Genomic DNA, 26,783 nt, shown 5'->3' with positions numbered 1-26,783 from the left:
GTCAGACTGCCTCGACCATGGGCGGCGGCGCGACGGTGGTGCCGTCGGTCGCCTCGTCCGCCTTCTGCGGCCCCGCCCCCTTCAGCGGAACCTCCTTCACGAACACCGCCGCCGCCAGCGCGGCGATCGCCACCACAGCGCCCAGCAGGAACGCCGTGTGGGTGCCGGCGGACACCGCGTGCTGGTAGGCCTCCCGGGCGGCCGCCGGCAGCTTGGCCAGGCTGGCCGCGTCCAGCTGCGCGGACTGCTCGGTGATCTTCGAGCCCAGCGCACCGGCTCGCTCGGACATCACGTCCTGGACCCGGTTGTTGAACAGCGCGCCCATGATCGCGACGCCGAAGGAGGAGCCGAGGGTGCGGAAGAGGGTGGTGGACGAGGACGCGACGCCCATGTCCTTCATCTCGACGCTGTTCTGCGCGACCAGCATCGTGATCTGCATCAGGCAGCCCATGCCGAGACCGACCACGGCCATGAAGACGCCGGAGGTGAGGCGGCTGGTCCCGGTGTCCATCGTCGACAGCAGGTACAGACCGATGACCATCAGGATGCTGCCGGCGACCGGGAAGACCTTGTACTTGCCGCTGCTCGTGGTCACCCGCCCGGCCACCATCGAGGTGACCAGCATCGCGCCGAGCATCGGCAGGAGCAGCAGACCGGAGTTGGTCGCGGACGCGCCCTGCACCGACTGCTGGTACAGCGGCAGGAAGAGGGTGGCGCCGAACATCACGAAGCCGGTGATGAAGCCGATGAGCGACATCAGGGTGAAGTTGCGGCTGCGGAAGATGTGCAGCGGCACGATCGGCTCCGCGGCCCTGGTCTGCCAGAACACGAACCCGATGAGCGAGGCGACGCCGATGGCGATGAGCTCCATGATCCGCGCGGAGGTCCAGGCGTACTCCGAGCCGCCCCAGGTGGTGACGAGGACGATGGAGGTGATGCCGAGCGTCAGCAGGCCCGCGCCGAGGTAGTCGATGCGCGTCTGCGAACGCTTCTTCGGCAGGTGCAGGACGACGCTGATCGCGGTGAGGGCCACCACGCCGAGCGGCAGGTTGATGTAGAAGGACCAGCGCCAGCCCCAGTTGTCGGTGATGGTGCCGCCGACCAGCGGTCCGCCGATCATCGCGAGCGCCATGACGCCGGCCATCATGCCCTGGTACTTACCGCGCTCCCGCGGCGGGATCAGGTCGCCGATGATGGCCATGACGCCGACCATCAGACCACCCGCACCGAGGCCCTGGATCGCGCGGAACCCGATGAGTTCACCCATGTTCTGGGCCATGCCGCTCAGCGCGGAGCCGATCAGGAAGATCACGATCGACGTCATGAAGGCGCCCTTGCGCCCGTACATGTCGCCGATCTTGCCCCAGATCGGGGTCGAGGCGGCGGTCGCCAGGGTGTACCCGGTCACCACCCACGAGAGGTGCTCGAGGCCGCCGAGCTCACCGACGATCGTCGGCATCGCCGTGCCCACGATCATGTTGTCGAGCATCGCGAGCATCATCGTGATCATGAGAGCGAGCAGGACGACCCGCACGCTCCTGGGCTGTTTCTCCGGCTCGGTCTCTGGTGTCTTCGTGTCCGCCATCGTTCCCACTCCCCTGGTCCCGCCCCGGTCGGCTACTTACTTGCCGCCCGGCTAGTTCAGTACACTGGGAAGGTAGACCCGTCACTAGCCGGTCGTCAAGTAAGTTACTGGTGTCGAACTAGCCGGACGGCAAGTAAGTTTTCGCGGGAACCCTAGGAGTACGAGGATGGACCGCACCATGGACGGCACCAAGCAGCAGCGTCGCGGCAACACCCGCCAGCGCATCCAGGACGTGGCCCTCGAACTCTTCGCCGAACAGGGCTACGAGAAGACCTCCCTCCGCGAGATCGCGGAACGCCTGGAGGTCACCAAGGCCGCCCTGTACTACCACTTCAAGACCAAGGAAGAGATCATCGTCGGCATCTTCACGGATCTGACGAAGCCGATCGAAGACCTGATCGAGTGGGGCAAGGAGCAGCCGCACACGCTGGAGACCAAACACGAGCTCGTCCGGCGCTACAGCAAGGCCCTCTCCGAGGCGGCCCCGCTCTTCCGCTTCATGCAGGAGAACCAGGCGACGGTGCGCGAACTCCAGATCGGCGACTCGTTCAAGGACCGCATGCGGGGCCTGCGCGACATCATCATGGATCCCGAGGCCCCCCTCATCGACCAGGTCCGCTGCGTGAGCGCCATCTTCACGCTGCACGCCGGGATGTTCTTCCTGACCGACCTCGACGGCGACCCCGAGGAGAAGCGGGCAGCCGTCCTGGAAGTCGCCGTCGATCTGGTGACGCAGGCGCATCACGGCGGGTGATCGCACGGCCGCGCCACGGCGGCCGATCGCACACCGGTGTCACGCCGCCCGATCACGCACGGGTCAGACCTTCACGCCCTTGGCGTGCAGGAAGGTGACCGGGTTGATCGCCGAACCGTAGTTGGGGGTCGTGCGGATCTCGAAGTGCAGGTGCGGACCGCTGGAGTTGCCGGTGTTGCCGGACAGCGCGATCTTCTGGCCGGTCTTCACGACCTGGCCGATCTTCACCTCGATGCGCGAGAGGTGGGCGTACTGCGAGTACACGCCGTTGGCGTGCTTGATCACTATGGCGTTGCCGTAGGCCGGGCCGTCGCCGGCGCCGTTGCCGCCGGCCTTGACCACGGTGCCGCCGTGCGCGGCCATGACCTTGGTGCCGCTCGGCACGGCGAAGTCCTGACCGCTGTGGGTGGAGTGCCACATCTTGCCGGCCTGGGCGAACCCGGCGGACAGCGTGTACTTCTTCACCGGGTCTATCCAGGAAGCGGCGGAGACGGCCGTCTTGGCGGTGTGCGCGGCTGCGGGGGCGGCGGCGGACGCCACTCCGGTCCCCAGGACGACCGAGGCGCCCACTGCGGCGGCCCCGACGGCCACGCGGGTGCGGAGCAGGGACGTACGGGAAGAACGGAACGTGACGCGCTGGAACATCGAAGACCTCATGGGAACGGGGACAGGGGAAACCACCTGGCGAGAACGTCCGCCGAGGTGGCCATCCCTTGGTAACCCCGAGGTCCACAGACCCCCAAACGTGTGATCTACGACGAAAGCTAGTACTTCACCGCAAAACTTCCCAGTCCTTGACAGATCGCCTGTACCGGACACTTTCGACATCGGCCCGCCCCAAAGGGCCTCCCGGACCGGCACTCCGGACCCTGTGTCCTATTTGTCAGCATTCGCGCAGTGACTATCCCGCCTAGTAGGCCCCGAACCGCCTGTGCGGCATGTCACCGGCCGCCCGCCTCAAGGGACTTCGGAATGTGACGGCGGCTACTCCCGTACCACGCAAGGCACTTGTGACACCCGTCACGTCGCGTGCACGGGTCTGTGACCAGCCTCTCATCCACCTCTACCGTCCAGTAACCCGCTGGTTCCCCTCAGGCCACCCCCAACGATGAGCATGCCCACGACACCAGCAGCGCAAGGACGCGAGAGGACCCCCACCCATGACCAGAGGCACCTGGACGCGCCGCACAGCCCTGACCGCCGTGGCGACCGCGGCCGTCACGGCACTGGCCGTCCCGGCCGGCGCCGAGGCCGCGACGGCCACCGGCACCCCGTCCGTGTCCACCTCCGCAGCGGCCACCGCCACCTCCACCGCGACGGCCGCGAAAGACGTCGACTACGCCACCTGGCAGCAGGACTGCCAGGCCGTGATGAACCAGGCGCTGCCGGCCCTGAAGCAGCGCATCGCCGCCGTCAAGCCGGGCGAGAAGCAGGCCATCGTCTTCGACGTCGACAACACCACCCTGGAGACCGACTTCGGCTTCAGCTACCCGCAGCCGGCCAACAAGCCCGTCCTGGACGTCGCCAAGTACGCCCAGGACCACGGCGTCTCCCTGTTCTTCGTCACCGCCCGCCCGGGCATCATCTCCGGGGTGACCGACTACAACCTCAAGAACGTCGGCTACAAGGTCTCCGGCCTCTACGTGCGCGGCTTCCTCGACCTCTTCAAGGACGTCGCCGCCTACAAGACCGCTCAGCGCGTCGCCATCGAGTCCAAGGGCTACACGATCATCGCGAACGTGGGCAACAGCGCCACCGACCTCTCCGGCGGCCACGCCGAGACGACCTACAAGCTGCCGGACTACGACGGTCAGCTCTCCTGACCCTCCGGCCGTCAGCGGACGCCTCATAGCCGCACGGGCGGATGTCTCACCACCCTCAGGGCATGCGAAGGGGGCCGGTGCTGGAAAGCACCGGCCCCCTTCTTCGGCTCGACCCGGGAGGGTCAGGCCTCCTTGCTCAGGTTCGGTCCGGCTCCGCCGGCCGCCTGCTCGATCGGCGGGACGTCGGGCAGCGCCGCCTTCTCCTCGCCGCGGAAGGTGAACGTCTTGGTGTCACCCTCGCCCTCGGTGTCCACGACCACGATGTGACCGGGGCGCAGCTCGCCGAAGAGGATCTTCTCCGAGAGAGTGTCCTCGATCTCGCGCTGGATGGTGCGACGCAGCGGACGCGCACCCAGCACCGGGTCGTACCCCTTCTTGGACAGCAGCTCCTTGGCGGACTGGGAGAGCTCGATGCCCATGTCCCGGTCCTTCAGCCGCTCGTCCACCTTGCCGATCATCAGGTCGACGATCCGCAGGATGTCCGCCTGCGTGAGCTGCGGGAAGACGACCACGTCGTCGACGCGGTTGAGGAACTCGGGGCGGAAGTGCTGCTTGAGCTCGTCCGACACCTTGTTCTTCATGCGCTCGTAGTTGGTCTTCGAGTCGCCCGAGGCCGCGAAGCCCAGGTTGAAGCCCTTGGAGATGTCCCGGGTGCCGAGGTTGGTCGTCATGATGATGACCGTGTTCTTGAAGTCCACGACCCGGCCCTGGGAGTCGGTCAGACGACCGTCCTCCAGGATCTGCAGCAGCGAGTTGAAGATATCCGGGTGGGCCTTCTCGACCTCGTCGAAGAGGACGACGGAGAACGGCTTGCGGCGGACCTTCTCGGTCAGCTGGCCGCCCTCCTCGTAGCCCACGTAACCGGGGGGCGAACCGAAGAGACGCGACACCGTGTGCTTCTCGCTGAACTCCGACATGTCGAGGGAGATCAGCGCGTCCTCGTCGCCGAAGAGGAACTCGGCGAGCGCCTTGGACAGCTCGGTCTTACCGACACCGGAGGGGCCGGCGAAGATGAACGAACCACCGGGACGCTTCGGGTCCTTGAGGCCCGCACGCGTACGACGGATCGCCTTCGACAGCGCCTTGACGGCGTCGACCTGGCCGATGACCCGCTTGTGGAGCTCGTCCTCCATGCGCAGCAGACGCGAGGACTCCTCCTCGGTCAGCTTGAAGACCGGGATGCCGGTGGCCGTGGCGAGGACCTCGGCGATCAGCTCGCCGTCGACCTCGGCGACGACGTCCATGTCGCCGGCCTTCCACTCCTTCTCGCGCTTGGCCTTGGCGGCCAGGAGCTGCTTCTCCTTGTCACGGAGGGAGGCGGCCTTCTCGAAGTCCTGCGAGTCGATCGCGGACTCCTTGTCGCGGCGCACGCCGGCGATCTTCTCGTCGAACTCGCGCAGGTCCGGCGGAGCGGTCATCCGGCGGATGCGCATCCGGGAACCGGCCTCGTCGATCAGGTCGATCGCCTTGTCCGGCAGGAAGCGGTCCGAGATGTACCGGTCGGCCAGGGTGGCGGCCTGGACGAGGGCCTCGTCCGTGATGGAGACACGGTGGTGCGCCTCGTACCGGTCGCGCAGACCCTTGAGGATCTCGATCGTGTGCGGCAGCGACGGCTCCGCGACCTGGATGGGCTGGAAGCGGCGCTCGAGGGCCGCGTCCTTCTCCAGGTGCTTGCGGTACTCGTCGAGCGTGGTGGCGCCGATGGTCTGGAGCTCACCTCGGGCCAGCATCGGCTTCAGGATCGAAGCGGCGTCGATGGCGCCCTCGGCGGCACCCGCACCGACCAGCGTGTGCAGCTCGTCGATGAACAGGATGATGTCGCCGCGGGTGCGGATCTCCTTGAGGACCTTCTTCAGGCGCTCCTCGAAGTCACCGCGGTAGCGGGAGCCGGCGACCAGGGCGCCGAGGTCCAGGGTGTAGAGGTGCTTGTCCTTGAGGGTCTCGGGCACCTCGCCCTTGACGATGGCCTGGGCGAGGCCCTCGACGACGGCGGTCTTGCCGACGCCGGGCTCACCGATCAGGACCGGGTTGTTCTTGGTGCGGCGGGACAGCACCTGCATGACCCGCTCGATCTCCTTCTCGCGCCCGATGACCGGGTCGAGCTTGGACTCACGAGCGGCCTGGGTGAGGTTCCGGCCGAACTGGTCGAGGACCAGGGACGTCGAGGGCGTGCCCTCGGCAGGCCCGCCGGCGGTGGCGGTCTCCTTGCCCTGGTAACCGGAGAGCAGCTGGATGACCTGCTGCCGCACCCGGTTGAGATCTGCGCCCAGCTTGACCAGGACCTGGGCGGCGACGCCCTCGCCCTCACGGATCAGGCCGAGCAGGATGTGCTCCGTGCCGATGTAGTTGTGGCCCAGCTGAAGGGCCTCGCGGAGCGACAGCTCCAGGACCTTCTTGGCACGGGGGGTGAAGGGGATGTGCCCGGACGGGGCCTGCTGCCCCTGCCCGATGATCTCCTCCACCTGCTGGCGGACCGCCTCGAGCGAAATCCCGAGGCTCTCAAGGGCCTTGGCGGCGACACCCTCACCCTCGTGGATCAGGCCCAGGAGGATGTGCTCGGTGCCGATGTAGTTGTGGTTGAGCATCCGGGCTTCTTCCTGAGCCAGGACGACAACCCGCCGCGCGCGGTCGGTGAACCTCTCGAACATCGTTAATCGCTCCTCAGAGCGGTCAGGCAGTGGGGGGAACTTCCCCTCCCTGTCCTTCCGCAGCTTAGTCCCGCAAGCGGGGACCGCTCATTCCAACTGCCGACACCGTCGATGGCCTCCTGACCCCGAACGCCGACATCTGCTCCAACCCGATGGTGCGAGACGATGTTCCCGCAGGCCAGGCAGATACCCCAGTCGCCAGTACGCCGATGGCGAACGTGAGACGGCCTTTCCTGCGTGTCGCCCCCTCCCACTAGGGATGTCTTACCCGCCGGGACTGACACTCCATGCCGTGCGCGCCCGTTCCCTCCGCTACGGGCGAACAACCTTGCGTCTCCCCGCACCCGCACCCGCCTCCCCGGTCGGAACACCGTGCAGTCACAGAAACACCCAGCGTAACTCGCGGGGCTTTTCGGCGGTTGCACTCGGCATGGTTGGCTCAGTTTCCCCGGCAGCTCGTTCGGCCGCCGCCGCGATCACCACCGTTCCCCTCCCTCGACGGCCTCTCGACCCGGACGACCGGATCCGCGGCTGGTACGAGAACGAACTGGGCTGGACGACCGTGCCCGGGTCGCCGGTACGACTTTCGGTGGGTGAGCGCTTCGACGTCCTGGACGTGCCGGCCGAGGCGGGCTTCGCGGCGCTGCGACGCCTGGCGCCGGAGTCGCCGGTGGCCGTGCGGGGCGACCGGATGCGGCTGCTGGTGGCGGCGGGCGGCGCGGAGGAGGTGCCGGGGATCCTGCAGTGGCTGGAGTGGGGCGCAGTGCCACTCGACCTGACGGCGATCGGCGCGGGCGGGACCGTCGAGGCGCCGCCGCCTCCCGCTCGCCTGCCGGACCGCGACCAGGGCCGCGCTCCGGGACCGCGCCGCCCCGGGCCGGTGCAGGGGGCCGCCGTCTGGCTGCGGCCCCCCGTGGCAGGGTGCGAGGTCGAGGCCTCGCTGCCGACGATGTCGGCGTGGGGGGCCGCTGGGCGCGCCCCCGATCTCGTACGGCTGGTGGACACGCTGGCGACTCATTGTCACCGTGTCCGACTGCGGCGCGCGTGCGCTCAGCCGTTGGCCTTCTCGTAGGCCTCACGAATCGTCGCCGGAACTCGGCCGCGGTCATTGACCTCGAAACCGTTCTCCTTCGCCCACGCGCGGATCTGAGCGGTGTCCTGGCTGCCGCCGGACGCGGCGCGCGCCTTTCCCCGCCCGCCGGAAGCACGTCCGCCGGTACGACGGCCGCCCTTCACGTAGGGCTCGAGAAGTCCACGCAGCTTGTCGGCATTGGTGGTCGTGAGATCGATCTCGTACGTCTTGCCGTCCAGCGCGAACGTCACGGTCTCGTCCGCCTCGCCGCCGTCGAGGTCGTCGACAAGAAGGACCTGAACCTTCTGTGCCACCGGATTTCCTTTCATCGAAAACGTGAGGGCCGGGGGTCCGCGGCGTCCGCCGTTTAGCCGCACCCTGTTATATGCAGTACTGCAGTACGTCGGAAAGCAAACCGCTTTTGCTGGGAAAACACAAACCCTTGGCAGAGACCCGCAGCCCGGCCCCCGCCCGGAAACGTGCGCGTTTCGGACATAGGGAACCCGGGCAAGGCAGGCCGACCGGAATGGGCGGGGACGATCACAGATGCAGAAGCATCCGCCTGTTGCCCAAGGTGTTCGGTTTCACTCGTTCGAGTCCGAGGAACTCCGCGACGCCCTCGTCATAGGAACGCAGCAGCTCGGCGTAGACATCGGTGTCGACCGGCGTCTCACCGATCTCCACGAAGCCGTGCTTGCCGAAGAAGTCCACTTCGAAGGTCAGACAGAAAACACGGCGAACGCCGAGCCAGCGTGCGGTGTGGAGCAACTTCTCCAACAACTGGTGGCCGACGCCGGCTCCCTTGAGCCCGGGCTTCACCGCGAGAGTGCGCACTTCGGCCAGGTCTTCCCACATGACGTGCAGGGCGCCGCAGCCGACCACCTCGGCGTTGTCGTCGCGTTCGGCGACCCAGAACTCCTGGATGTCCTCGTAAAGAGTCACCGTCGCTTTGTCGAGCAGGATGCCGCCGCGGACGTAGGCGTCAAGGAGACGGCGCACGGCGGCGACATCGCCGGTCCGGGCCCGCCGGACGGTGATGGCTTTAGCGGTGACTTCGAGGTTCTCGGCCGAGGGACTCTCTGCTGACATGTGCGGACGCTATCGCCCGCCGCCCTCCGATGCCGAGGCGGGGTTCTCCCCGGCACTGCCGTTGGCCGCCCCACTCCCCGCGCTCTCGGCACTTGCGGCAGTTGCAGGTTCGGCGGGTGCGGGTTCGGCGGTTTCGGGACCTTGGACGATGCGTACGGCGTCGCGCAGCGCACCGCGCTGTTCGTCGCTCATCATCCCGAAGAAGGCGACGAGAGCCGCGGCGGGGTTGTCGCTCTGGGACCATGCGTCGTTCATCAGGGCGGCGGCGTAGGCGGCCCGGGTCGAGACCGCCTCATATCGATAGGCCCGGCCTTCCGCTTCACGGCGTACCCAGCCCTTCTGATGGAGATTGTCCAAAACGGTCATCACCGTGGTGTACGCGATGGACCGTTCCTGCTGAAGGTCTTCCAGGACTTCTCGAACGGTCACCGGGCGGTTCCACTTCCACACCCGCGTCATGACCGCGTCTTCGAGTTCTCCCAATGGGCGAGGCACAGTTCAGAACAATAGTGGGAGATCTCGCCAATCGCGTGCCGGACGTGCACCTTCGTCATCAAACAGGAGCAAAAAGGGCGTGCGGCTCCGAAAGGAGACGCACGCCCTGCGGGGTCGTGCCGGCGTGGCGGGTCGTCAGGCGTCCGGGCCGGCGGGGGCCCGGCGGGCGCCTTCCGCGCGCGCGAGCGCGGCGTCGACGGCCGCGTCCTCCTTGGCCTTGTTGGCCCCGCCCTGGGTCTTCACGATCACCCTGATCAGGCCGACGAAGAACACGGCCATGACGACGGGAGGCACGAGCGCGGAGACGTAGTCCATGGCTCCAGAGTAGCCAGCCGGGAACCGGATGCGGGGACGGGGGCGGGCGGCCGGATCCGGGGGCGGGGGTGGCCGGGTCAGCCGACGGCCAGCCGTTGGTGCTGTTCGGGGGGCGGCGGGGTCGGCTTGCGTCGCGGGAAGACCTCGCCGGGCGTGGGGACGGGTCGGCGGGCCGGCTCCGTGTCGGGCTTGACGGGGACGGGCCCCGGACCGGGCGCAGGAGCGGCCGGCTTCTCGGTGGGCTCCTTCCGCGGCGCGGGGTCCGGCTTCTTCCCCGACTCGTCGGCTCCCGGCATCCCGGTCGGCGGCTCCTCGGCGGCGACCGCGAGCGCGAGGCCGGTGCGGCGCGCACCGGAGAGGCCCCCGGGAAGGGCCTGGAGCCGCGTACGGGACGCGGGCACGGTGGGGACGGCCGATGCGGCCCGGCGGACCGCACGCCGCGCCAGACGGGCGCGTACGTCCTGCTCGGCGAGAACCTGGCAGCGGTCCAGGAGGGCGGCGGCGGTCGGGTTGCCGCGCAGGGCGCGCAGCGCGGCGAGATCGTCCGGCTCGGGCCGGTAGCCGGTGGCCAGCACCTCCTCCAGGAGCGTGAGATAGCCGGCGGCGGTGCCGGGGAGGGCTGCGCGGTACCGGCCGAGGTCGGCCACCAGGAAGGCCCGCAGCCGGGCGGCCTCGCCCATCGCCTCGTCGAGCGACTCGGCGAGGCGATGGCAGTCCTGGACGTCCTCGGCGGAGACGGGGCCGGGGTGGAGGGCGATGGCGAGGGCGCGGCGGAGCACACGCAGCTCCTCCGCGCCGAACGCCAGGCCGCCGCGGGATCGATAGGGCGTGGGCATGCGGCGACGATACGCGCTAATCAGACAAATTCGACATAAGGGTTGACCGCGGCGCGCCCGGATCCGCCCTGGTGGCCCACCGCTCACCCTCCGATGGCCCAGGGCCTGCCCGCCTCGCACGGGGTCCGGCCCGGCTGCCGCCCCCGGACCGGCCCGACTGCCGTCCGAGGACCCGGCCGAGGGCTCGACCGCCGGGTCGGCCCGCAGCCCCGCCCGCACCCCGTCCGCGCCGCCCCGCGCGGGAGGCGGCGCGGCTCACATGCGCGAGACGTTGCGTTCGTACACCAGGCGCAGGCCGATCAGCGTCAGCCACGGCTCGTGCTCGTCGATCACCGAGGACTCGCCGAGCACCATCGGCGCCAGCCCGCCCGTCGCGATCACCGTGACCTCGTCCGGGTCGTCCGCCAGTTCGCGGGCCATCCGGGTCACCACGCCGTCGACCTGGCCGGCGAACCCGTAGACGATCCCGGACTGCATGGCCTCGACCGTGTTCTTGCCGATCACGCTCCGGGGCCGGGCCACCTCGATCTTGCGCAGCTGTGCGGCCTTGACCCCGAGGGCCTCCACGGAGATCTCGATGCCGGGGGCGATGACGCCGCCGACGTACTCCCCGCGCGCGCTGACCGCGTCGAACGTGGTGGCCGTGCCGAAGTCGACGACGATCGCCGGGCCGCCGTAGAGCTCATTCGCCGCGACCGCGTTGATGATGCGGTCGGCGCCGACCTCCTTGGGGTTGTCGAACAGGATCGGCACGCCCGTCTTCACGCCCGGTTCGACGAGCACGGCGGGCACGTCGCCGTAGTACCGGCGCGTCACCTCGCGCAGCTCGTGGAGCACGGAGGGCACGGTCGCGCAGATCGCGATCCCGTCGATGCCGTCGCCCAGCTCGTCCCCGAGGAGCGGGTGCATGCCCATCAGGCCCTGGAGCAGCACGGCGAGTTCGTCAGCGGTACGACGGGGGTCGGTCGAGATGCGCCAGTGCTCGACGATGTCCTCACCGTCGAACAGACCGAGCACGGTGTGCGTGTTGCCCACGTCGATCGTCAGCAGCATGGCCGGTTCCCGTTCCCTACTCAGCCGCTCGCAGATCCAGACCGATGTCCAGGATCGGCGAGGAGTGCGTCAGTGCCCCGACGGCGAGGAAGTTCACGCCGGTGTCGGCGTACGCCTTGGCGTTGTCCAGGGTCAGCCGGCCCGACGCCTCCAGCAGGGCCCGCCCGCCGACGATGCCCACAGCCTCCTCGCACTCACCGGGGGTGAAGTTGTCCAGGAGGATCAGATCGGCGCCGGCGTCGATCACCTCGCGCAGCTGGTGCAGGGTGTCCACCTCGACCTCGATCGGCACCTCCGGGAAGGCCTCCCGGACGGCTTCGAAGGCCTGGGCGACGCCGCCCGCGGCCACCACGTGGTTGTCCTTGACCAGGGCCGCGTCGGACAGCGACATCCGGTGGTTGACGCCGCCGCCGCAGCGGACGGCGAACTTTTCCAGCGAGCGCAGACCCGGCGTCGTCTTGCGGGTGTCGCGCACGCGTGCCCGGGTGCCCTCCAGGACGTCCGCCCACGCGCGCGTGGCGGTGGCGATGCCGGACAGTCGGCACAGCAGGTTGAGCGCGCTGCGCTCGGCGGTGAGGAGGTCACGCGTGCGCGTGGTGACCGACAGCAGCAGCTGCCCGGCCTCCACCCGGTCGCCGTCCTCCACGTGCCGCTCGACCTCGAACTCCTCCGTGCAGACGACCGAGACGACCGCCTCGGCGACCCTGAGGCCCGCCACCACGCCGGCCTCGCGCGCGGTGAAGTCGGCGGTGGCGACCGCCTCCTCGGGGATGGTCGCGACGGTCGTCACGTCGACGCCGTGGGCCAGGTCCTCCCCGATCGCGACGTTGGCGATGTCCTCCACCTCGACCGGGTCGAGCCCGGCGTCGGCCAGGAGCTGGGCGAGCGCGGGATCGAGCCCGCACTCCTCGTATTCGGCGTATCCCTCGTCGGTGCGTTCGGCGTCTGCGTCGGCGCCGCAGGCACAGCCGTCGCCGCAGCCGCCGCTCCGGGCGAGGGGAAGGTCGGGGGTGCTCACGTCTGTCACTGCTCCTGGTGGTGCTGCCGGGTCGGGGGGAAGTCTGCGGTATCGGTGGTGTGTACGGCGAGCGTGCGGTCCGGATTCAGTCGTACGACGATGTGGCGGCGCCAGTTCGCGTCGTCGCGGTCTGCGTGGTCGTCGCGCCAGTGGCAGCCCCGGGTCTCCTCGCGCTGCCGGGCGGCGGCGACCAGGACGCGGGCGACGCACAGGAGGTTGGTGGCCTCCCAGGTGTCGACGCCCGGCTCGGCCGTCTTGCCGTTCTCGTCGAGGGCGTCGCGTGCCTCGGAATGCAGTCGCTGGAGCTGGTCGGCGGCCTTCTCCAGGGACTCGGCGGAGCGCAGGACGCCCGCACCGTCGGTCATCACCCGCTGGATGGCGAACCGGGCCTCGGGGGCGAGCAGCGGGTGCGCCGGCCTCTCGGGGTGCTCGACGGGCGCGGGCACCCGCGCGTGGAGAGCGTCGCCCGCCCTGCTCGCGGCGATGTCGGTCACGATGCGCTCGGCGTAGACGAGGCCCTCCAGGAGGGAGTTCGACGCGAGCCGGTTCGCGCCGTGCACACCGGTGCAGGCGACCTCCCCGCACGCGTAGAGCCCGGGCACGGTGGTCCGGCCGCGGGAGTCGGTGCGCACGCCTCCGGACGCGTAGTGGGCGGCCGGGGCGACCGGGACGGGCTCGGTGACCGGGTCGATGCCGTGGGCGCGGCAGGCGGCGAGGATCGTCGGGAAGCGGTGCTCCCACATGGCGGCGCCGAAGTGCCGGGCGTCGAGGAACATGTGTTCGACGTCCTGCTCCTGCATGCGCCGCATGATGCCCTTGGCGACGATGTCCCGCGGCGCGAGTTCCGCGAGTTCGTGCTGTCCCACCATGAAGCGCACACCGTCCGCGTCGACGAGGTGGGCGCCTTCGCCGCGCACGGCCTCGGAGACGAGGGGCTGCTGGCCCTCCGCGTCCGCGCCGAGGAACAGCACGGTCGGGTGGAACTGGACGAACTCCAGGTCGGAGACCTCCGCGCCCGCGCGCAGGGCGAGCGCCACGCCGTCGCCGGTGGACACGGATGGGTTGGTGGTGGCGGAGAACACCTGGCCCATGCCGCCGGTCGCGAGGACGACCGCGGGGGCGTGCACGGCCCCCACGCCGTCGTGCTGCCCCTCGCCCATGACGTGCAGGGTCACGCCGGCGGTACGGCCTTCGGCGTCCGTGAGGAGATCCAGGACGAGGGCGTTCTCGATCGTGCGCATGCCCCGCGCGCGGACCGCCTCGACGAGCGCCCGGGAGATCTCCGCGCCGGTCGCGTCACCGCCCGCGTGCGCGATACGACGACGGTGGTGACCGCCCTCGCGGGTGAGCTCCAGGCCGCCTTCCTCGGACTCGTCGAAGTGGGCGCCGGTCGCGATCAGCCGGCGCACGGCGTCGGGGCCCTCGGTGACCAGGATGCGCACGGCGTCCTCGTCGCACAGGCCCGCGCCGGCCACCAGCGTGTCGTCCAGGTGCTGTTCGGGTGTGTCGCCCTCGCCCAGGGCCGCGGCTATGCCGCCCTGCGCCCAGCGCGTGGAGCCGTCGTCGAGGCGGGCCTTGGTGACGACGACCGTCGTCAGGCCGGCGGACTCGCAGCGCAGAGCCGCGGTCAGACCGGCCACGCCGGAGCCGACGACCACGACGTCCGCGTCGATGTTCCACCCGGGCGCGGGCGCGTGCAGTCGTATGCCTGTGCTGGTCACGAGGCGGCTCCGAAGGTGAGGGGGAGGTTGTCGATCAGCCGGGTCGTGCCGACCCGGGCGGCGACGGCGAGGACGGCCTCGCCGGTGAAGCCGTCCTCGATCTCGGTGAAGTCGGACGGGTCGACGAGCGCGAGGTAGTCCAGCTCGAGCGGCGGGACGAGACGGGCCGCCTCGTCGAGGACCGTGCGGGCGGCCGCGCGGACGCCCGCGGGGTCGCCGGGAGCGGCCTTGGCGACGGCGTGCGCGTCGGCGGCCGCGCGGGACTCGCCGAGGGCGCTGAGCGCCTCGGCGCGCGCGTGGGTGGCGGGCACCTCACGCGCGCGGGCCCGCAGCGCCTCCTGTGCGGCATGCCGGTCGCGGCCGGCGAACAGCGCCCGGGACAGCGCGAGCGCGGTGCGTCGCTCCGGGGCGGACAGGTAGCGGTTACGGCTCGACAGAGCCAGCCCGTCCTCCTCGCGCACGGTCGGCACGGCGACGACCTGCACGCCGAAGTTCAGATCCCGCACCATGCGGCGGATCAGGGCGAGCTGCTGGGCGTCCTTCTGCCCGAACAGAGCCGTGTCGGGCCGGGTGAGGTGCAGCAGCTTCGCGACGACGGTGAGCATGCCGTCGAAGTGTCCCGGGCGGGAGCTTCCTTCCAGACGCTCGCCCATCGGGCCCGCGGTGACGCGGACCTGAGGCTCCCCACCGGGATAGACCTCGTCCACGGAGGGGGCGAACACGACGTCCGCGCCCGCCTGTTCGGCGATCTCGAGGTCTGCGGCGAGGGTGCGCGGGTAGCGGTCGAGGTCCTCGCCCTGGCCGAACTGCAGCGGGTTCACGAAGACCGTGACGACGACCTCGCCGTCCGGTCCGGCGAGTTCGCGGGCGGTGCGCACGAGAGTGGCGTGGCCCTCGTGCAGGGCGCCCATGGTCATCACGACGGTCCGGCGGCCGCCACGCGTGCGTGCGTGCAGTTCGTCGGCGGTGCGCAGCAGGGCGGTGGTCATCCCGCGTCTCCTTCGGTGCCGTCCGTACCGTCCGTGCCGTCCGGGCCCCCCGAGCCGGGAGCACCGGGGACGCGCTGGGCTTCGTCGGCGAGCACCCCCAGGAGATCCTCGGCCAGTTCGGGCTTGAGCAGTCCGTGGGCGAGCGCGCGGTCGGCGGTCGCGCGGGCCATCGCCAGATAGCCCGCGACGGCCTGCGGGGCGTGCTCGCGCAGTTCCGCGACGTGCGCGGCGACCGTGCCGGCGTCCCCGCGCGCGACGGGGCCGGTGAGCGCGCCGTCGCCGGAGCGCAGGGCGTTGTCCAGGGCGGCGCCGAGGAGCGGGCCGAGCATCCGGTCGGGGGCCTCCACGCCGGCCACGCGCAGCAGCTCCATGGACTGGGCGACCAGCGTGACCAGGTGGTTGGCGCCCAGGGCGAGAGCGGCGTGGTAGAGCGGGCGGCTCTCCTCGGCGATCCACTCCGGCTCGCCGCCCATCTCGATCACGAGCGCCTCGGCGGCCAGCCGCAGTTCCTCGGGCGCGGTGACGCCGAAGGAGCAGCCGGCCAGCCGCTGGACGTCCACGGGGGTGCCGGTGAAGGTCATCGCCGGGTGCAGGGCCAGCGGCAGCGCACCCGCGCGCAGGGCGGGGTCGAGGACCTTCGCGCCGTAACGCCCGGAGGTGTGCGCGAGGAGCTGGCCCGGCCGTACGGCCCCTGTGTCGGCGAGGCCCTCCACGAGCCCGGGCAGGGCGTCGTCGGGGACGGTGAGCAGCACCAGGTCCGCCCGCTGGAGGACTTCGGCGGGCGGCACCAGGGGCACGTCGGGCAACAGGAGCGCGGCTCGTCGCCTGGAGGCGTCGGAGACGCCCGAGACGGCGACCGGCCGGTGCCCGGCGAGTTGGAGCGACGCGGCCAGGGCGGGCCCGACCCGGCCGGCGCCGACTACGCCGACGGCGAGCCGCGCGGGACGGTCCCTGGGGTCTGGCTGTTGGGGTGTACTCACTCGACGGCGGCCTTCCGTTCCAGTCCGCTCCGGGTACCGGACGATTTCTCGTCATGTTAACGCGATCGGTTCCGGGGGAGCCCGGTTGTCCACAGGCTGTGGGTTTTCCCACCCGTTTTCCGCGCGCGGCCAAGGGCCGGTGCGGTGTCGTGTCAGGACCGGGACGCGGACGCGTCAGGGGGAGACCGGGACGAGGCAACGGCGGGGCGGTACGCGCGTGTGTCCGCACGAGGCGCCGCACGGCATCATCCGGGGCATGACGTACACGGCGGAGCACAGCGAGGAACAGCCGGCGCAGCAGCGCCTGCGGGAGCGGCGGGCGCTCGCCCACCGGAAGGCGGAGCGCGTGCTGTCCCGCGCGGGGTTCCAGGGGACGCTGCGGGACCGGCTCGCGGTGCTGCAGGAAGCCGCCTCCGAGGTCCACGACCTGGACGAACCCGCGGACGTCTACGGGGACGGCGTCGTGGAGACCCTGGAGCAGCGGGTCGCCGGGCTGCTGGGGACGCAGGCCGCCGCGTTCTTCCCCACCGGCACGATGGCCCAGCAGGTCGCCCTGCGCTGCTGGGCCGGCCGTACCGGCAACCAGACCGTCGCGCTGCACGCGCTGAGCCATCCCGAGGTGTGGGAGCGGGGCGCGTTCGGCGCCGTCAGCGGCTTGCGCACGGTCCGGGTGACGCGCGAGCCCCGGCTGCCCACGGCCGAGGAGATACGCACGTTCGACGAGCCCTTCGGTGCCCTGATGCTGGAGCTGCCCCTCCGGGACGCCGGTTTCGTCCTGCCCTCCTGGGAGGAGCTCACCGAGGTCGTGGAGGCGGCCCGCGAGCGGGACGCGGTGGTGCACTTCGACGGCGCACGCCTATGGGAGACGACCCACCACTTCGACCGCGGCCTGCAGGAGATCGCGGACCTGGCGGACAGCGTCTACGTGTCGTTCTACAAGTCGCTCGACGGCTTCGGCGGCGCCGCGCTCGCCGGTCCGAAGACCCTGGTGGAGGAGGCGAAGGCGTGGCGGCACCGCTACGGCGGCACCGTCTTCCAGCAGTTCCCCACCGCCCTGTCGGCCCTCGTCGGCCTGGAGCGCGAGCTGCCCCGGCTGCCGGAGTACGTGGCCCACGCGCGGGTGGTGGCCGCAGCCCTGCGCGAGGGCTTCGCCGGGACGGACATGCCGTGGGCGCGCGTGCATCCCGAGGTCCCGCACACACACCAGTTCCAGGTCTGGCTGCCGTACGAGCCGGACGTCCTCGCCGAGGCGGCCGCGTCGCAGGCCGAGGAGACGAAGACGATGCTCTTCGCCGGTGCGTGGGACCGCGGCGGACCGGGACTGTCCTTCACCGAGGTCACCGTCCGCGCCGCCGGGCTGACCTGGACGGCCGACGACGTGAAGGCGGCGGTCGCGGACTTCGCGACCCGGGCGGCCGAGGCGGCCCGGGCCCGGTAGGCCGAGGCCCCTGAGCGCCGGGGAACGGCCGGGATCGGCCCGCCGTGTTCCCGGCCCGCCGGGCGCCCGGCGGGCCGGGAGCACCGCAGCGCACCGCACCCACCCCATCCCGCCCGGGCCGGGCCGGGCCGGGCCGGGCTTTGTCAGTGGCCGGGTGCACCATGTGGGCATGAGTCTGAGCATCGACATCGCGGGGCTGCGGCCGGAGAGGGTCGCCGTCGTGCCCTCGCCACTCGCCGAGCTCGGCATGGCGTTGCACGCGCTGTCCGAGCCGGGGCACCATCCCGGCCTGCAGGGCTGGGTCACCTCCGTGACCGCCCGGCTCGACTCGCACCTGGCCGACCGGATGTGCGAGGCCGACTTCCTGTGGCGGACGACGTTCTCGGACCTCTTCCTGCCGTACGCGGGCATCCCCGGCGGCAGCACGCTCCCCGGCGCCACGCTCGCCGAGGAGCTCGACCTGCTGGACAAGCTGACGGACGAACAGTTCGTCGACTCCGCGCTGGAGTTCACCTGCGCGCCCGGGTACGACCTGCCGGGCCCGACCCTGCTCTCCCATCCGGAGCTGTGCCGCCGCGCGCTCGACCTGGCCGCCACGCGCGGGCCGCGGCAGGTGCGGTTCACGCGACGACTGCTGGAGGACCCGCCACGCGTGCGTGGCTGGCTGCGACAGTTCCTGGAGGACTGCGACGAGGAGTTCTTCGCCGACGTCTGGGCCCGGGTGCGCCTGCCGCTCGCCGCCGACGCCCGCCACAAGACGGACCTCCTGCGCCACAAGGGCCTGGCGGAGACGCTCACCTCGGTGTCCTCTGCCGTGACGCTCGACGAGAGCGGCACTCGGATCACCGTGGACAAACTGGTCCAGGGCCGGAGCTCCACCGGCGACGGCGGCCTGCTGCTCGTGCCGACGAGTCTGGGCTGGCCGCATCTCATGGTGCTGCACCGGTACGGCTGGCAGCCGGTGCTGCACTACCCGGTGGGCTCGCCCGAGCTGGCGTCGCCCCCGTCGGTGGAACAGCTGACCCTGCGGATGACGGCGCTGTCCCACCCCGTCCGGATGCGGATCTGCCGGCTGCTGGCACGCAGCGCGTACACCACGACCGAGCTGGCCCAGGTGCACGGCAGGACGGCCCCCGAGATATCCCGGCACCTCGCCGTCCTGAAGAAGGCCGGTCTGGTCACCACCCGCCGGCGCGGCCGCTATGTGCTGCACCAGCTCGACGTGACGGTGGTGGCCCGGCTGGGCAGCGACTTCCTGGAAGGGATACTCCGCTGAGGCTCGACGGCCGTGTCACGGTCGCCGCGCGGGGGGCCGACTCCCGGAAGGTCAGTCGAACCGGATGTGCCGCACGCCCACCCCGGCCTGTCGCAGCCGTGTCCGCAGCGCGCCCTCGGTGTTGGGGCTGAGCGTCAGCCCGGCCAGGACGGCGATGCGGTCGGCCGTCCTCGGCACGGTCGTGTGGTCCGTCCACAGATGCTCGGCGAACTCCGGCTCCTGCAGCCGCTCCAGGCAGTGGTCGAGCTGCTGAACGGCCCAACTCTCCCGGCGCAGACCGGCGTTCTTGCCCATGGCGAACCCGAGGAGGTGCCCGAGACCGCGTTCCCATAGCCGCTTCAGGACCGTCTCGCGTTCGGCGAGGAGCGTGAAGTGGCGCACGTCGTGGCCGAGTTCACGCAGCCGGCCGACGGTCTCGTCGAAATACCGGGGATCGGTGACGGTCATAGGGGCGATGATCACGCCGTCGTGCGCGCCGAGGGCCAGGTCGAGGACCTCGACGACGCCCTGCCGCCACGATGCGAGGTCCTGGAAGTCCCCGCGCAGGTCGGGCGGCAGCATCCGGCGCAGCCCGAACCCGGCGTGCTCGGGGTCGCAGACGACGCTGCCCGGCAGCCTGCGTCGTATCTCGTGTGCGGTCTGTGTCTTGCCGCCCCCGAAGGGGCCGTTGATCCACAGGAGCATGCGCAGACCCTAGTGGCCGCCGGACTCGCGGGCGGCTCGTTCCCGCGGGTTCACAGGCCGCCCGCGCGGACGAGCCCGGTCTCGTACGCCAGGACCACGACCTGGACCCGGTCGCGCAGCCCCAGCTTGGTCAGGATGCGGCCCACGTGGGTCTTGACGGTGGCCTCGGACAGCACCAGCCGGGCCGCGATCTCCCCGTTGGACAGCCCCTGGGCGACCAGCACCATGACCTCGCGTTCGCGCTCCGTCAGCCGCTCCAGCTCCTTGTGCCGGGGCTCCTTGCCGGTGCTCGGCAGCATCGGCGCGAACCGGTCCAGCAGACGGCGGGTGGTGGACGGGGCGACCACCGCGTCGCCGCTGTGCACGGAGCGGATGGCGGTGAGGAGCTCGCCCGGCGGCACGTCCTTGAGCATGAACCCGGAGGCGCCCGCCTTCAGCCCGGAGAACGCGTACTCGTCCAGATCGAACGTGGTCAGGATCAGCACCTTCGGCGCGTCGGGCTCGGCGCAGATGCGCCGGGTGGCCTCCACGCCGTCCAGCTTCGGCATACGGACGTCCATCAGCACGACGTCGACCGCCGTGGAGCGGACCACCTGCAGGGCCTCGACGCCGTCGCCCGCCTCGGCCACGACCTCCATGTCCGGCTGGGCGGCGAGCACCATCCGGAACCCGGTGCGCAGCAGCACCTGGTCGTCGACGAGCATCACGCGGATCGTCATCGGGTCCTCTTCCGTTTTTTCTGATTCCGCCGAATGTCTCCGGCGGCCGGGCGGTTCTGGCGGACGATTCGGGCGGGCGGTGCGGGCGGGCGGTGCGGGCAGTGCCCGGGGGGACGTCACAGGGGGCGTGACAGGTGTCAACGCGGGGCGTGCATCGGCGTCAATGCGCTGGTTTGAGCGGGAGCAGCGCGCTGATGCGGAATCCTCCGCCGGGCCGCGGGCCCGCGTCCAGGGTGCCGCCCACCATGCCGACCCGCTCGCGCATGCCGATCAGGCCGTGGCCCGCGCCGTCGGCGCCGCCCTCCTCGTACAGCTCGTGCGGGGCGCCCTTGCCGTCGTCCTCTACGAGCAGCCCGAGACCGTCGTCGAAGTAGACCAGCCGCACGCTCGCGCCGGCGTTCGGTCCGCCGTGCTTACGCGTATTCGTCAGCGCCTCCTGCACGATGCGGTACGCCGTCAGCTCGACTCCGCTGGGCAGCGGCCGCGCGGTGCCCTCCACCTTGAAGTCCACCGGCAGGCCGGAGCCGCGGCACTGCTCGACGAGGTCCTCGATCTGCTCGACGTCAGGCTGCGGCACGTACTCGCCGCCCTCCTGGTGTTCGCCGGTGCGCAGCACGCCCAGCAGGCGCCGCATCTCGGCCAGCGCCTGGCGGCCGGTCGAGGAGATCGTCTCCAGCGCCTTCCTCGCCTGGTCGGGCGCGGCGTCGAGGACATAGGCGGCGCCGTCGGCCTGCACCACCATCACCGACACGTTGTGCGCGACGACGTCGTGCAGCTCACGCGCGATCCGGGCGCGCTCTGCGGCGACCGCGACCTTCGACTGCGCCTCGCGCTCCTTCTCCAGGCGCGCCGCGCGCTCCTCCAGCTGGGCGAAGTAGGCGCGCCGGGTGCGCATGGAGTCGCCGAGCACCCAGGCCAGGGCGAACGGCACCGTCTGGAAGACGATGACCGCCACCTGGCCCGGCACGCTCGCGTTCTCGTGCGGCCAGCGCAGTTGCGCCAGGGTGGCCGCACTCAGCGCCATGACCAGGGCGAGACGCGAGGCCCAGCCGGCGCCGGTCGCCGCGACCGTGTAGACGATCACCAGCAGGGCGAAGTCGGCTGCCGTGACCCCGACGTCCAGCACCAGCTGCGCTGTTCCCAGCACGGCGGCGAGCACGAGCATCTGTTCGGGCATCCGCCGGCGCAACGCGATGACCAGGCACAGCAGGAAGACGACCGGCACCAGCAACGCCATGGAGTCGGTGCCGCCCCGGTCCTGCCCGGCGGTTCCGGCAGCGGCGGAGATCCCGAACAGGACGAGGGCCCAGAAGCCGTCGACCCTGGTCGGGTGTCTGCGAAGGAAGTCATAGAGGCGCTGCACGTAACCCAGCGTAGGGAAGGCCGATGCGTGCAGGGTCAACCGGAGGGCCGATCCGGTCCGGGCGGGCGTACTCCGCAAGGTGGATGCCGTGATCACCTGTACGCCTAGTCTGACCGGGTGGTGAACGACGGACGGTGGACCAGGTGACCGATTCGGGCGGGTGGCGCGGCTGGCGGGCAGCCATGCAGGACGCCCTGTACGGCACGGCCGCGCGGACCGGCGCGGACGCACCGCGCGAGCAGCGCACGCCGGGCGGCTTCTACCGGCGCCCCGAGGGGCCCGCCGGGCACTTCCGTACGTCCGTGCACGCGTCGCCGCTCTTCGCCGAGGCCGTGGCCCGTCTGCTCTGCCGGGTCGACGAAGCACTGGGACGGCCCCCTTCGCTCGACTTCGTCGACATGGCCGCCGGCCGGGGCGAGCTGGTCACGGGGGTACTGGCGGCGCTCCCCGCCGACGTGGCCGCCCGCACGCGCGCGTGCGCCGTCGAGATCGCCGACCGCCCCGACGGCCTCGCTCAGCGGATCGAGTGGCTGCCCGATCCGCCTGAGGAGATCAACGGTCTGCTCTTCGCCAACGAGTGGCTGGACAACGTCCCCCTCGACGTCGCGGAGGTCGACTCCGCCGGCGTGCCGCGCCTGGTGCTCGTCCGGGACGACGGGGCGGAGCGGCTCGGCGAGCCGGTCTCCGGCGCTCAGGCGCGGTGGCTCGCGCGGTGGTGGCCGCTGCCGGGCGAGGAAGGGCTGCGGGCGGAGATCGGGCTCCCCCGGGACACGGCGTGGGCGTCCGCGGTGGCCTGCGTCGTACGCGGGCTCGCGGTGGCCGTGGACTACGCGCACTCCGCCGGCGCGCGCCCCCCGTTCGGGACGCTCACCGGCTTCCGGGAGGGGCGTGGGACGGCGCCGGTGCCGGACGGTTCGTGCGACATCACCGCCCACGTCGCCCTGGACGCGTGCGCGCAGGCGACAGCGGAGGCCACCACGGGAGGGCCGTCCGCCACGTCCCGCGCGCGTCTGCTCGGCCAACGCGCCGCACTCCACGCCCTGGGCGTCACCGGGACCCGCCCACCGCTCGCGCTCGCCTCCACGGACCCCTCGAGGTACCTGCGCGCGCTGGCGGGCGCCGCACAGGCCTCGGAGCTCACCGCGCGGGGCGGCCTGGGCGACTTCGGCTGGCTGCTCCAGCCGGTGGGAATCGCGGACCCGCTCGGCACCGGACGCGACCAGGACGCGGCCGCCGACTGACCGCCATCGACTTACGGGCCGCCGGCTGACCGCCGTCGACTGACCGGCCACCGACCCACCGGTGATCGTCTGACGCCGTCCGAGGGTCACCGGCGGCCCGGCCGGGGCCTACTTGTCGATGTCTCCCACCACGAAGAACATCGACCCCAGGATCGCCACCATGTCAGCGACCAGGGTGCCCGGCAGCAGCTCGGTGAGCGCCTGGATGTTGTTGTACGACGCCGAGCGCAGCTTCAGCCGGTACGGCGTCTTCTCGCCCTTGCTGACGAGGTAGTAGCCGTTGATGCCGAGAGGGTTCTCGGTCCACGCGTACGTGTGCCCCTCGGGCGCCTTGAGGACCTTCGGGAGCCGCTGGTTGATCGGGCCGGGCGGCAGGTCGACGAGACGGTCCAGGCAGGCGTCCGCGAGGTCGAGCGCGTTGTGCGTCTGTTCCAGCAGGCACTCGAAACGCGCGAGGCAGTCGCCCTCGGTCCGGGTGACCACCTTCAGCGTGTCCTGCAGCTGCCCGTACGCCAGATACGGCTCGTCCCGGCGCAGGTCGAAGTCGACGCCCGAACCGCGCGCGATCGGACCGCTCACGCCGTACGCGTGCACATGCTCCGGTGCGAGAACGCCCACGTCACGGGTGCGCCCGCGGAAGATCTCGTTGCCGAGCACCAGGTCGTCGTACACGTCCGTCCGGGAGCGCACGGCGGCGACGGCCTCCCGCGCGCGGGAGGTCCAGCCGGCCGGCAGGTCCTCCTTGAGGCCGCCGACGCGGTTGAACATGTAGTGCATGCGCCCGCCGGAGACCTCCTCCATGACGTTCTGCAGCACCTCGCGCTCACGGAACGCGTAGAAGACCGGCGTGATGCCGCCCAGCTCCAGGGGGTACGACCCCAGGAACATGAGGTGGTTGAGCACCCGGTTCAGCTCGGCGAGCAGCGTGCGCGTCCACACGGCCCGCTCGGGGACCTCCATGCCGAGCATCCGCTCCACCGCGAGGACCACGCCGAGCTCGTTGGAGAACGCCGACAGCCAGTCGTGGCGGTTGGCCAGCATCACGATCTGGCGGTAGTCGCGCGCCTCGAACAGCTTCTCCGCGCCGCGGTGCATGTAGCCGATCACCGGCTCCGCGTGCCGGATGCGCTCGCCGTCCAGCACGAGCCGCAGCCGCAGCACGCCGTGCGTCGAGGGATGCTGGGGCCCGATGTTGAGCACCATGTCGGTGCTCTCCGCGGCACCGCCGATCCCGACCGTGGTCTCCGTCGTAGGAGTCATGGCGACAGTCTCCCCTACGTACGCTGACCCCATGGAGACGGGGAGCCCGGGAAGCCCGGGGGGCGCGGAGACGACGGCGGTGGCAGCGGTGTGGAGCGGGCTGCCGCCGGGGCTGCTGCGGATGCGGCGGCTGTTGCTGGTGGTGTGGCTGGGACTGGTGGCCATCGGAGTGGGCCTGCTGCTGGGGTTGATCGTCGGCCCTGCCTGGGCGGCGTTCGCGCTGCTGCCCCTGGCCGGCGTCGCCTGGGGCTGGGTCCTGCTCGGCCGCAACTGGCGCTCCTGGCGGTACGCCGAGCGCGCTGACGACCTGTTGATCAGCCGCGGCGTGCTGTGGCGCGAGGAGACCGTGGTGCCGTACGGGCGCATGCAGCTCGTCGAGGTCACCTCCGGACCCGTCGAGCGCTACTTCGGGCTGGCCAGCGTCCAGCTGCACACCGCGGCCGCCGCGACCGACGCGGCCATCCCGGGCCTGGACCCGTCCGAGGCGGAACGGCTCAGAGACCGCCTCACCGCCCTCGGCGAAGCCCGATCGGCGGGCCTGTGACGACCCCGAACGTCGACGACGAGGCACCGGACGGCTCCGGCCTGCCGGACGAGCCCCGCGCACCGGACGAGCCGGGTGGTCCGGAAGTGTCCGGGGCGGCCGGGGAGTCCGGGACGGCCGGGGAGTCCGGGACGGCCGGGGCCGGTCGCTCGGGGCGGGCCGTCATCGAGCGGCGGTTGCATCCCTTCACGCCGTTCCGGCGGGCCTGGGCGCCCATCGCGGTCCTCGTCGGCTGGGCGGTCCACGACCCGAACCAGGCGCAGGAGCAGTTGACCCGGCTGACCACGACCACCCTGCTGATCGCGCTGGCCGTCCTCGTCCCGGCGGCCTCCCTGTACGGCTTCCTGACCTGGTGGTTCACCCACTTCGCGGTGACGGACAGCGAACTGCGCATCCGCACCGGCCTGCTGTTCCGGCGTGCCGCGCACATCCGGCTGGAACGCATTCAGGCGATCGACGTCACGCAGCCGCTGCTGGCCCGGATAGCGGGCGTCGCGAAGCTCCGGCTCGACGTCGTCGGCGCCGAGAAGAAGGACGAACTGGCCTTCCTGGGCGAGGAGGAGGCCCGCGCGCTGCGGGCCGAGCTGCTCGCGCGGGCGGCCGGATTCGCGCCGGAGACGGCGCACGAAGTGGGCGAAGCACCCGCGCGCGAGCTGTTGCGCGTGCCACCGCGCAAGCTCGCGATCGCGCTGGCGCTGACCGGCGCGACCTGGGGGGCGCTGGCCGCCGCCCTCGTCGTGCCGCCGGTCCTGTGGCTGGCCACCCACAGCGTGTGGACGGTCCTGGCGACCGGAGTGCCGCTGCTGGGCGCGGCGGGCGCGACGAGTGCGGGACGGTTCGTCGGCGAGTACGACTGGACGGTCGGCGAGTCGCCGGACGGCCTGCGCATCGACCGCGGGCTCCTGGACCGTACGCACGAGACGGTGCCCCCCGGCCGGGTGCAGACCGTGCGCATCGTCCAGCCGCTGCTGTGGCGGCGGCTCGGCTGGGTGCGCGTCGAACTGGACGTGGCCGGCTCCGCCAACTCCGTGCTCGTGCCGGTCGCTCCGCGCGAGGCCGCGGAAGCCGTCGTCGCGCGTGTGCTGCCGGGGGTGAGCGTCCCGGCCGCGGACTCGCTCTCGCGCCCGCCGCGACGGGCCGGACGGTGCGTGCCGGTGTGGTGGCGGGGCTACGGAACCGCCGTCACCGACGCCGTGTTCGCCACCCGGCACGGACTGCTGCGCCGGAGACTGACGCTCGTGCCGCACGCCAAGGTCCAGAGCGTGCGACTGACGCAAGGGCCCTGGCAGCGCCTCTGGCGGCTCGCGAACGTCCATGTGGACACAGGGGCGGGCAAGACCGTCACAGCACGCCTGCGGGACGCACAGCAGGCGGCGGAGCTGCTCGGCGGCCAGGCCGAACGATCACGGACCGGGCGCCTGGACGCCCGGCCCGACCGGTGGATGGCTTAGACGGCCCGGACAGGCGGTCAGGAGACGGCGCTGCGCAGGCCCTGGAGGTCGATGTGCTCCGTCTCGTCGTGCGCGGTCAGGTCGATGACCTGGCCCACTCCGCGCGCGGCCTCGTCCGCCGGCTTGAACTCCGCCTCGGACTCGGCCTTGTGGAGCGCGAGGGCCTCCTGACCGACGACGTCGGCGAGGTCCTCGTTCTGCACCGCCTCCAACGCGTCGGGGTCCGCGTCGCTCTTGGTGCCGAAGAAGTCGAAGCCGCCTTCGGCGGTCGGCCGCCGTAGCGGTTCGGCGGCCGGGACGACGGCCACGGCGGTCGGCACGGCGAAATGTCCGGAGGGGCGCTGCGCGGGAGCGGCGGGACGTCGGACGACCGCGCCCGCCTCGGCGGGGGCGGCGGGCTCGGCGGCGGGGGCGGCTCCGCGGCCGGGG

The 26,783-nt window shown here is 71.5% G+C and carries 25 protein-coding genes and 1 pseudogene; 8 read left to right on the top strand and 18 right to left on the bottom strand.

Annotated features, from left to right (window positions below):
• Position 1: 1 nt before the first annotated feature.
• On the bottom strand, positions 2 to 1,585 hold the full coding sequence (locus tag BG482_RS34505; RefSeq protein ID WP_069773152.1) for an MDR family MFS transporter: 1,584 nt from the start codon (positions 1,583 to 1,585) through the stop codon (positions 2 to 4).
• 166 nt (positions 1,586 to 1,751) lie between these two features.
• Between BG482_RS34505 and BG482_RS34500 the strand changes: the two genes are divergently transcribed.
• A complete protein-coding gene (locus BG482_RS34500) occupies positions 1,752 to 2,339 on the top strand; it encodes a TetR/AcrR family transcriptional regulator (RefSeq protein ID WP_069773151.1) in 588 nt (195 codons plus the stop codon).
• A 63-nt stretch (positions 2,340 to 2,402) separates the two neighbouring features.
• Here the strand turns inward: BG482_RS34500 and BG482_RS34495 are convergent, their stop codons facing one another.
• Positions 2,403 to 2,984 carry a M23 family metallopeptidase gene (locus tag BG482_RS34495; protein WP_069773150.1) on the bottom strand — a complete coding sequence of 194 codons (582 nt, stop codon included), beginning with the start codon at positions 2,982 to 2,984 and terminating at the stop codon, positions 2,403 to 2,405.
• Between the two features lie 515 nt (positions 2,985 to 3,499).
• Between BG482_RS34495 and BG482_RS34490 the strand changes: the two genes are divergently transcribed.
• Complete coding sequence (locus BG482_RS34490; RefSeq protein WP_069773149.1) at positions 3,500 to 4,162, top strand: HAD family acid phosphatase; 663 nt, start codon at positions 3,500 to 3,502, stop codon at positions 4,160 to 4,162.
• A 122-nt stretch (positions 4,163 to 4,284) separates the two neighbouring features.
• Here BG482_RS34490 and BG482_RS34485 read toward each other — a convergent pair whose 3' ends face one another.
• Positions 4,285 to 6,810 carry an ATP-dependent Clp protease ATP-binding subunit gene (locus BG482_RS34485; protein WP_069773148.1) on the bottom strand — a complete coding sequence of 842 codons (2,526 nt, stop codon included), beginning with the start codon at positions 6,808 to 6,810 and terminating at the stop codon, positions 4,285 to 4,287.
• Between the two features lie 430 nt (positions 6,811 to 7,240).
• Between BG482_RS34485 and BG482_RS34480 the strand changes: the two genes are divergently transcribed.
• Positions 7,241 to 7,882, top strand: coding sequence for an SCO3374 family protein (locus tag BG482_RS34480; protein ID WP_069773147.1), 642 nt, complete (start codon positions 7,241 to 7,243; stop codon positions 7,880 to 7,882).
• Here BG482_RS34480 and BG482_RS34475 read toward each other — a convergent pair.
• From BG482_RS34475 to BG482_RS34430, 10 genes are all read right to left on the bottom strand, one after another.
• Positions 7,861 to 8,196 (bottom strand): Lsr2 family protein, encoded by a 336-nt coding sequence (locus BG482_RS34475; RefSeq protein ID WP_069773146.1) that lies wholly within the window; start codon positions 8,194 to 8,196, stop codon positions 7,861 to 7,863. The two genes, BG482_RS34480 and BG482_RS34475, sit on opposite strands and share 22 nt — an antisense overlap.
• 226 nt (positions 8,197 to 8,422) lie before the next feature.
• Entirely contained in the window at positions 8,423 to 8,971 is a 549-nt protein-coding gene (locus BG482_RS34470; protein ID WP_069773145.1) for an amino-acid N-acetyltransferase, read from the bottom strand.
• 9 nt (positions 8,972 to 8,980) lie between these two features.
• Positions 8,981 to 9,430: a BlaI/MecI/CopY family transcriptional regulator gene (locus BG482_RS34465; RefSeq protein ID WP_069773144.1), complete on the bottom strand. Its 450-nt coding sequence runs from the start codon at positions 9,428 to 9,430 to the stop codon at positions 8,981 to 8,983.
• A 171-nt stretch (positions 9,431 to 9,601) separates the two neighbouring features.
• The gene (locus BG482_RS34460) at positions 9,602 to 9,781 is read right to left on the bottom strand and encodes a hypothetical protein (protein WP_069773143.1); all 180 of its coding nucleotides are present in this window, start codon (positions 9,779 to 9,781) and stop codon (positions 9,602 to 9,604) included.
• 77 nt (positions 9,782 to 9,858) lie between these two features.
• Positions 9,859 to 10,587 (bottom strand): hypothetical protein, encoded by a 729-nt coding sequence (locus tag BG482_RS34455; protein ID WP_069773178.1) that lies wholly within the window; start codon positions 10,585 to 10,587, stop codon positions 9,859 to 9,861.
• Between the two features lie 285 nt (positions 10,588 to 10,872).
• Positions 10,873 to 11,670 (bottom strand): type III pantothenate kinase, encoded by a 798-nt coding sequence (locus BG482_RS34450; RefSeq protein WP_069773142.1) that lies wholly within the window; start codon positions 11,668 to 11,670, stop codon positions 10,873 to 10,875.
• Between the two features lie 16 nt (positions 11,671 to 11,686).
• Positions 11,687 to 12,688 carry a carboxylating nicotinate-nucleotide diphosphorylase gene (nadC, locus tag BG482_RS34445; protein WP_069773141.1) on the bottom strand — a complete coding sequence of 334 codons (1,002 nt, stop codon included), beginning with the start codon at positions 12,686 to 12,688 and terminating at the stop codon, positions 11,687 to 11,689.
• Positions 12,689 to 12,693: 5 nt separating this feature from the next.
• Complete coding sequence (locus BG482_RS34440) at positions 12,694 to 14,409, bottom strand: L-aspartate oxidase (protein ID WP_069773140.1); 1,716 nt, start codon at positions 14,407 to 14,409, stop codon at positions 12,694 to 12,696.
• Positions 14,406 to 15,398, bottom strand: coding sequence for a pantoate--beta-alanine ligase (panC, locus tag BG482_RS34435; protein WP_069773139.1), 993 nt, complete (start codon positions 15,396 to 15,398; stop codon positions 14,406 to 14,408). The genes BG482_RS34440 and panC overlap by 4 nt, the downstream gene beginning before the upstream one ends.
• Positions 15,395 to 16,378, bottom strand: coding sequence for a Rossmann-like and DUF2520 domain-containing protein (locus tag BG482_RS34430; protein WP_069773138.1), 984 nt, complete (start codon positions 16,376 to 16,378; stop codon positions 15,395 to 15,397). Before BG482_RS34430 ends, panC begins: the two co-directional genes overlap by 4 nt.
• A 256-nt stretch (positions 16,379 to 16,634) precedes the next feature.
• Here BG482_RS34430 and BG482_RS34425 point away from each other — a divergent pair, with 256 nt between their 5' ends.
• A complete protein-coding gene (locus BG482_RS34425; RefSeq protein ID WP_069773177.1) occupies positions 16,635 to 17,816 on the top strand; it encodes a low specificity L-threonine aldolase in 1,182 nt (393 codons plus the stop codon).
• Positions 17,817 to 17,985: 169 nt separating this feature from the next.
• The gene (locus BG482_RS34420; protein WP_069773137.1) at positions 17,986 to 19,092 is read left to right on the top strand and encodes a DUF5937 family protein; all 1,107 of its coding nucleotides are present in this window, start codon (positions 17,986 to 17,988) and stop codon (positions 19,090 to 19,092) included.
• A 51-nt stretch (positions 19,093 to 19,143) separates the two neighbouring features.
• On the opposite strand, the gene BG482_RS34415 is transcribed toward BG482_RS34420, so the two are convergent.
• The 3 genes from BG482_RS34415 to BG482_RS34405 all read right to left on the bottom strand — a co-directional run bounded on the left by BG482_RS34415 (position 19,144) and on the right by BG482_RS34405 (position 21,858).
• Entirely contained in the window at positions 19,144 to 19,776 is a 633-nt protein-coding gene (locus BG482_RS34415; protein ID WP_069773136.1) for an AAA family ATPase, read from the bottom strand.
• Positions 19,777 to 19,826: 50 nt separating this feature from the next.
• Positions 19,827 to 20,495: a response regulator transcription factor gene (locus BG482_RS34410; protein WP_069773135.1), complete on the bottom strand. Its 669-nt coding sequence runs from the start codon at positions 20,493 to 20,495 to the stop codon at positions 19,827 to 19,829.
• Between the two features lie 160 nt (positions 20,496 to 20,655).
• Positions 20,656 to 21,858 carry a sensor histidine kinase gene (locus BG482_RS34405; RefSeq protein WP_069773176.1) on the bottom strand — a complete coding sequence of 401 codons (1,203 nt, stop codon included), beginning with the start codon at positions 21,856 to 21,858 and terminating at the stop codon, positions 20,656 to 20,658.
• A gap of 182 nt (positions 21,859 to 22,040) precedes the next feature.
• Between BG482_RS34405 and BG482_RS34400 the strand changes: the two genes are divergently transcribed.
• Positions 22,041 to 23,099 carry an SAM-dependent methyltransferase gene (locus BG482_RS34400; protein ID WP_107450852.1) on the top strand — a complete coding sequence of 353 codons (1,059 nt, stop codon included), beginning with the start codon at positions 22,041 to 22,043 and terminating at the stop codon, positions 23,097 to 23,099.
• A gap of 108 nt (positions 23,100 to 23,207) precedes the next feature.
• Here the strand turns inward: BG482_RS34400 and BG482_RS34395 are convergent, their stop codons facing one another.
• On the bottom strand, positions 23,208 to 24,359 hold the full coding sequence (locus BG482_RS34395; protein WP_069773134.1) for an NADH-quinone oxidoreductase subunit D: 1,152 nt from the start codon (positions 24,357 to 24,359) through the stop codon (positions 23,208 to 23,210).
• A gap of 31 nt (positions 24,360 to 24,390) precedes the next feature.
• Between BG482_RS34395 and BG482_RS34390 the strand changes: the two genes are divergently transcribed.
• Together BG482_RS34390 and BG482_RS34385 are read left to right on the top strand one after the other, a co-directional pair.
• Positions 24,391 to 24,903: a PH domain-containing protein gene (locus BG482_RS34390; RefSeq protein ID WP_069773133.1), complete on the top strand. Its 513-nt coding sequence runs from the start codon at positions 24,391 to 24,393 to the stop codon at positions 24,901 to 24,903.
• 164 nt (positions 24,904 to 25,067) lie between these two features.
• Positions 25,068 to 26,354, top strand: a complete 1,287-nt coding sequence (locus BG482_RS34385; protein WP_069773175.1) for a PH domain-containing protein — start codon at positions 25,068 to 25,070, stop codon at positions 26,352 to 26,354.
• Positions 26,355 to 26,371: 17 nt separating this feature from the next.
• Here the strand turns inward: BG482_RS34385 and BG482_RS34380 are convergent.
• Positions 26,372 to 26,783 (bottom strand): annotated as a pseudogene (locus BG482_RS34380) (hypothetical protein); the annotation flags it as partial.

This window comes from Streptomyces sp. LUP30, from assembly GCF_001746365.1.
Classification (GTDB): domain Bacteria; phylum Actinomycetota; class Actinomycetes; order Streptomycetales; family Streptomycetaceae; genus Streptomyces.
Note: the sequence above shows the minus strand (reverse complement) of the source record. Positions and strands in the feature narration are given on the sequence as shown.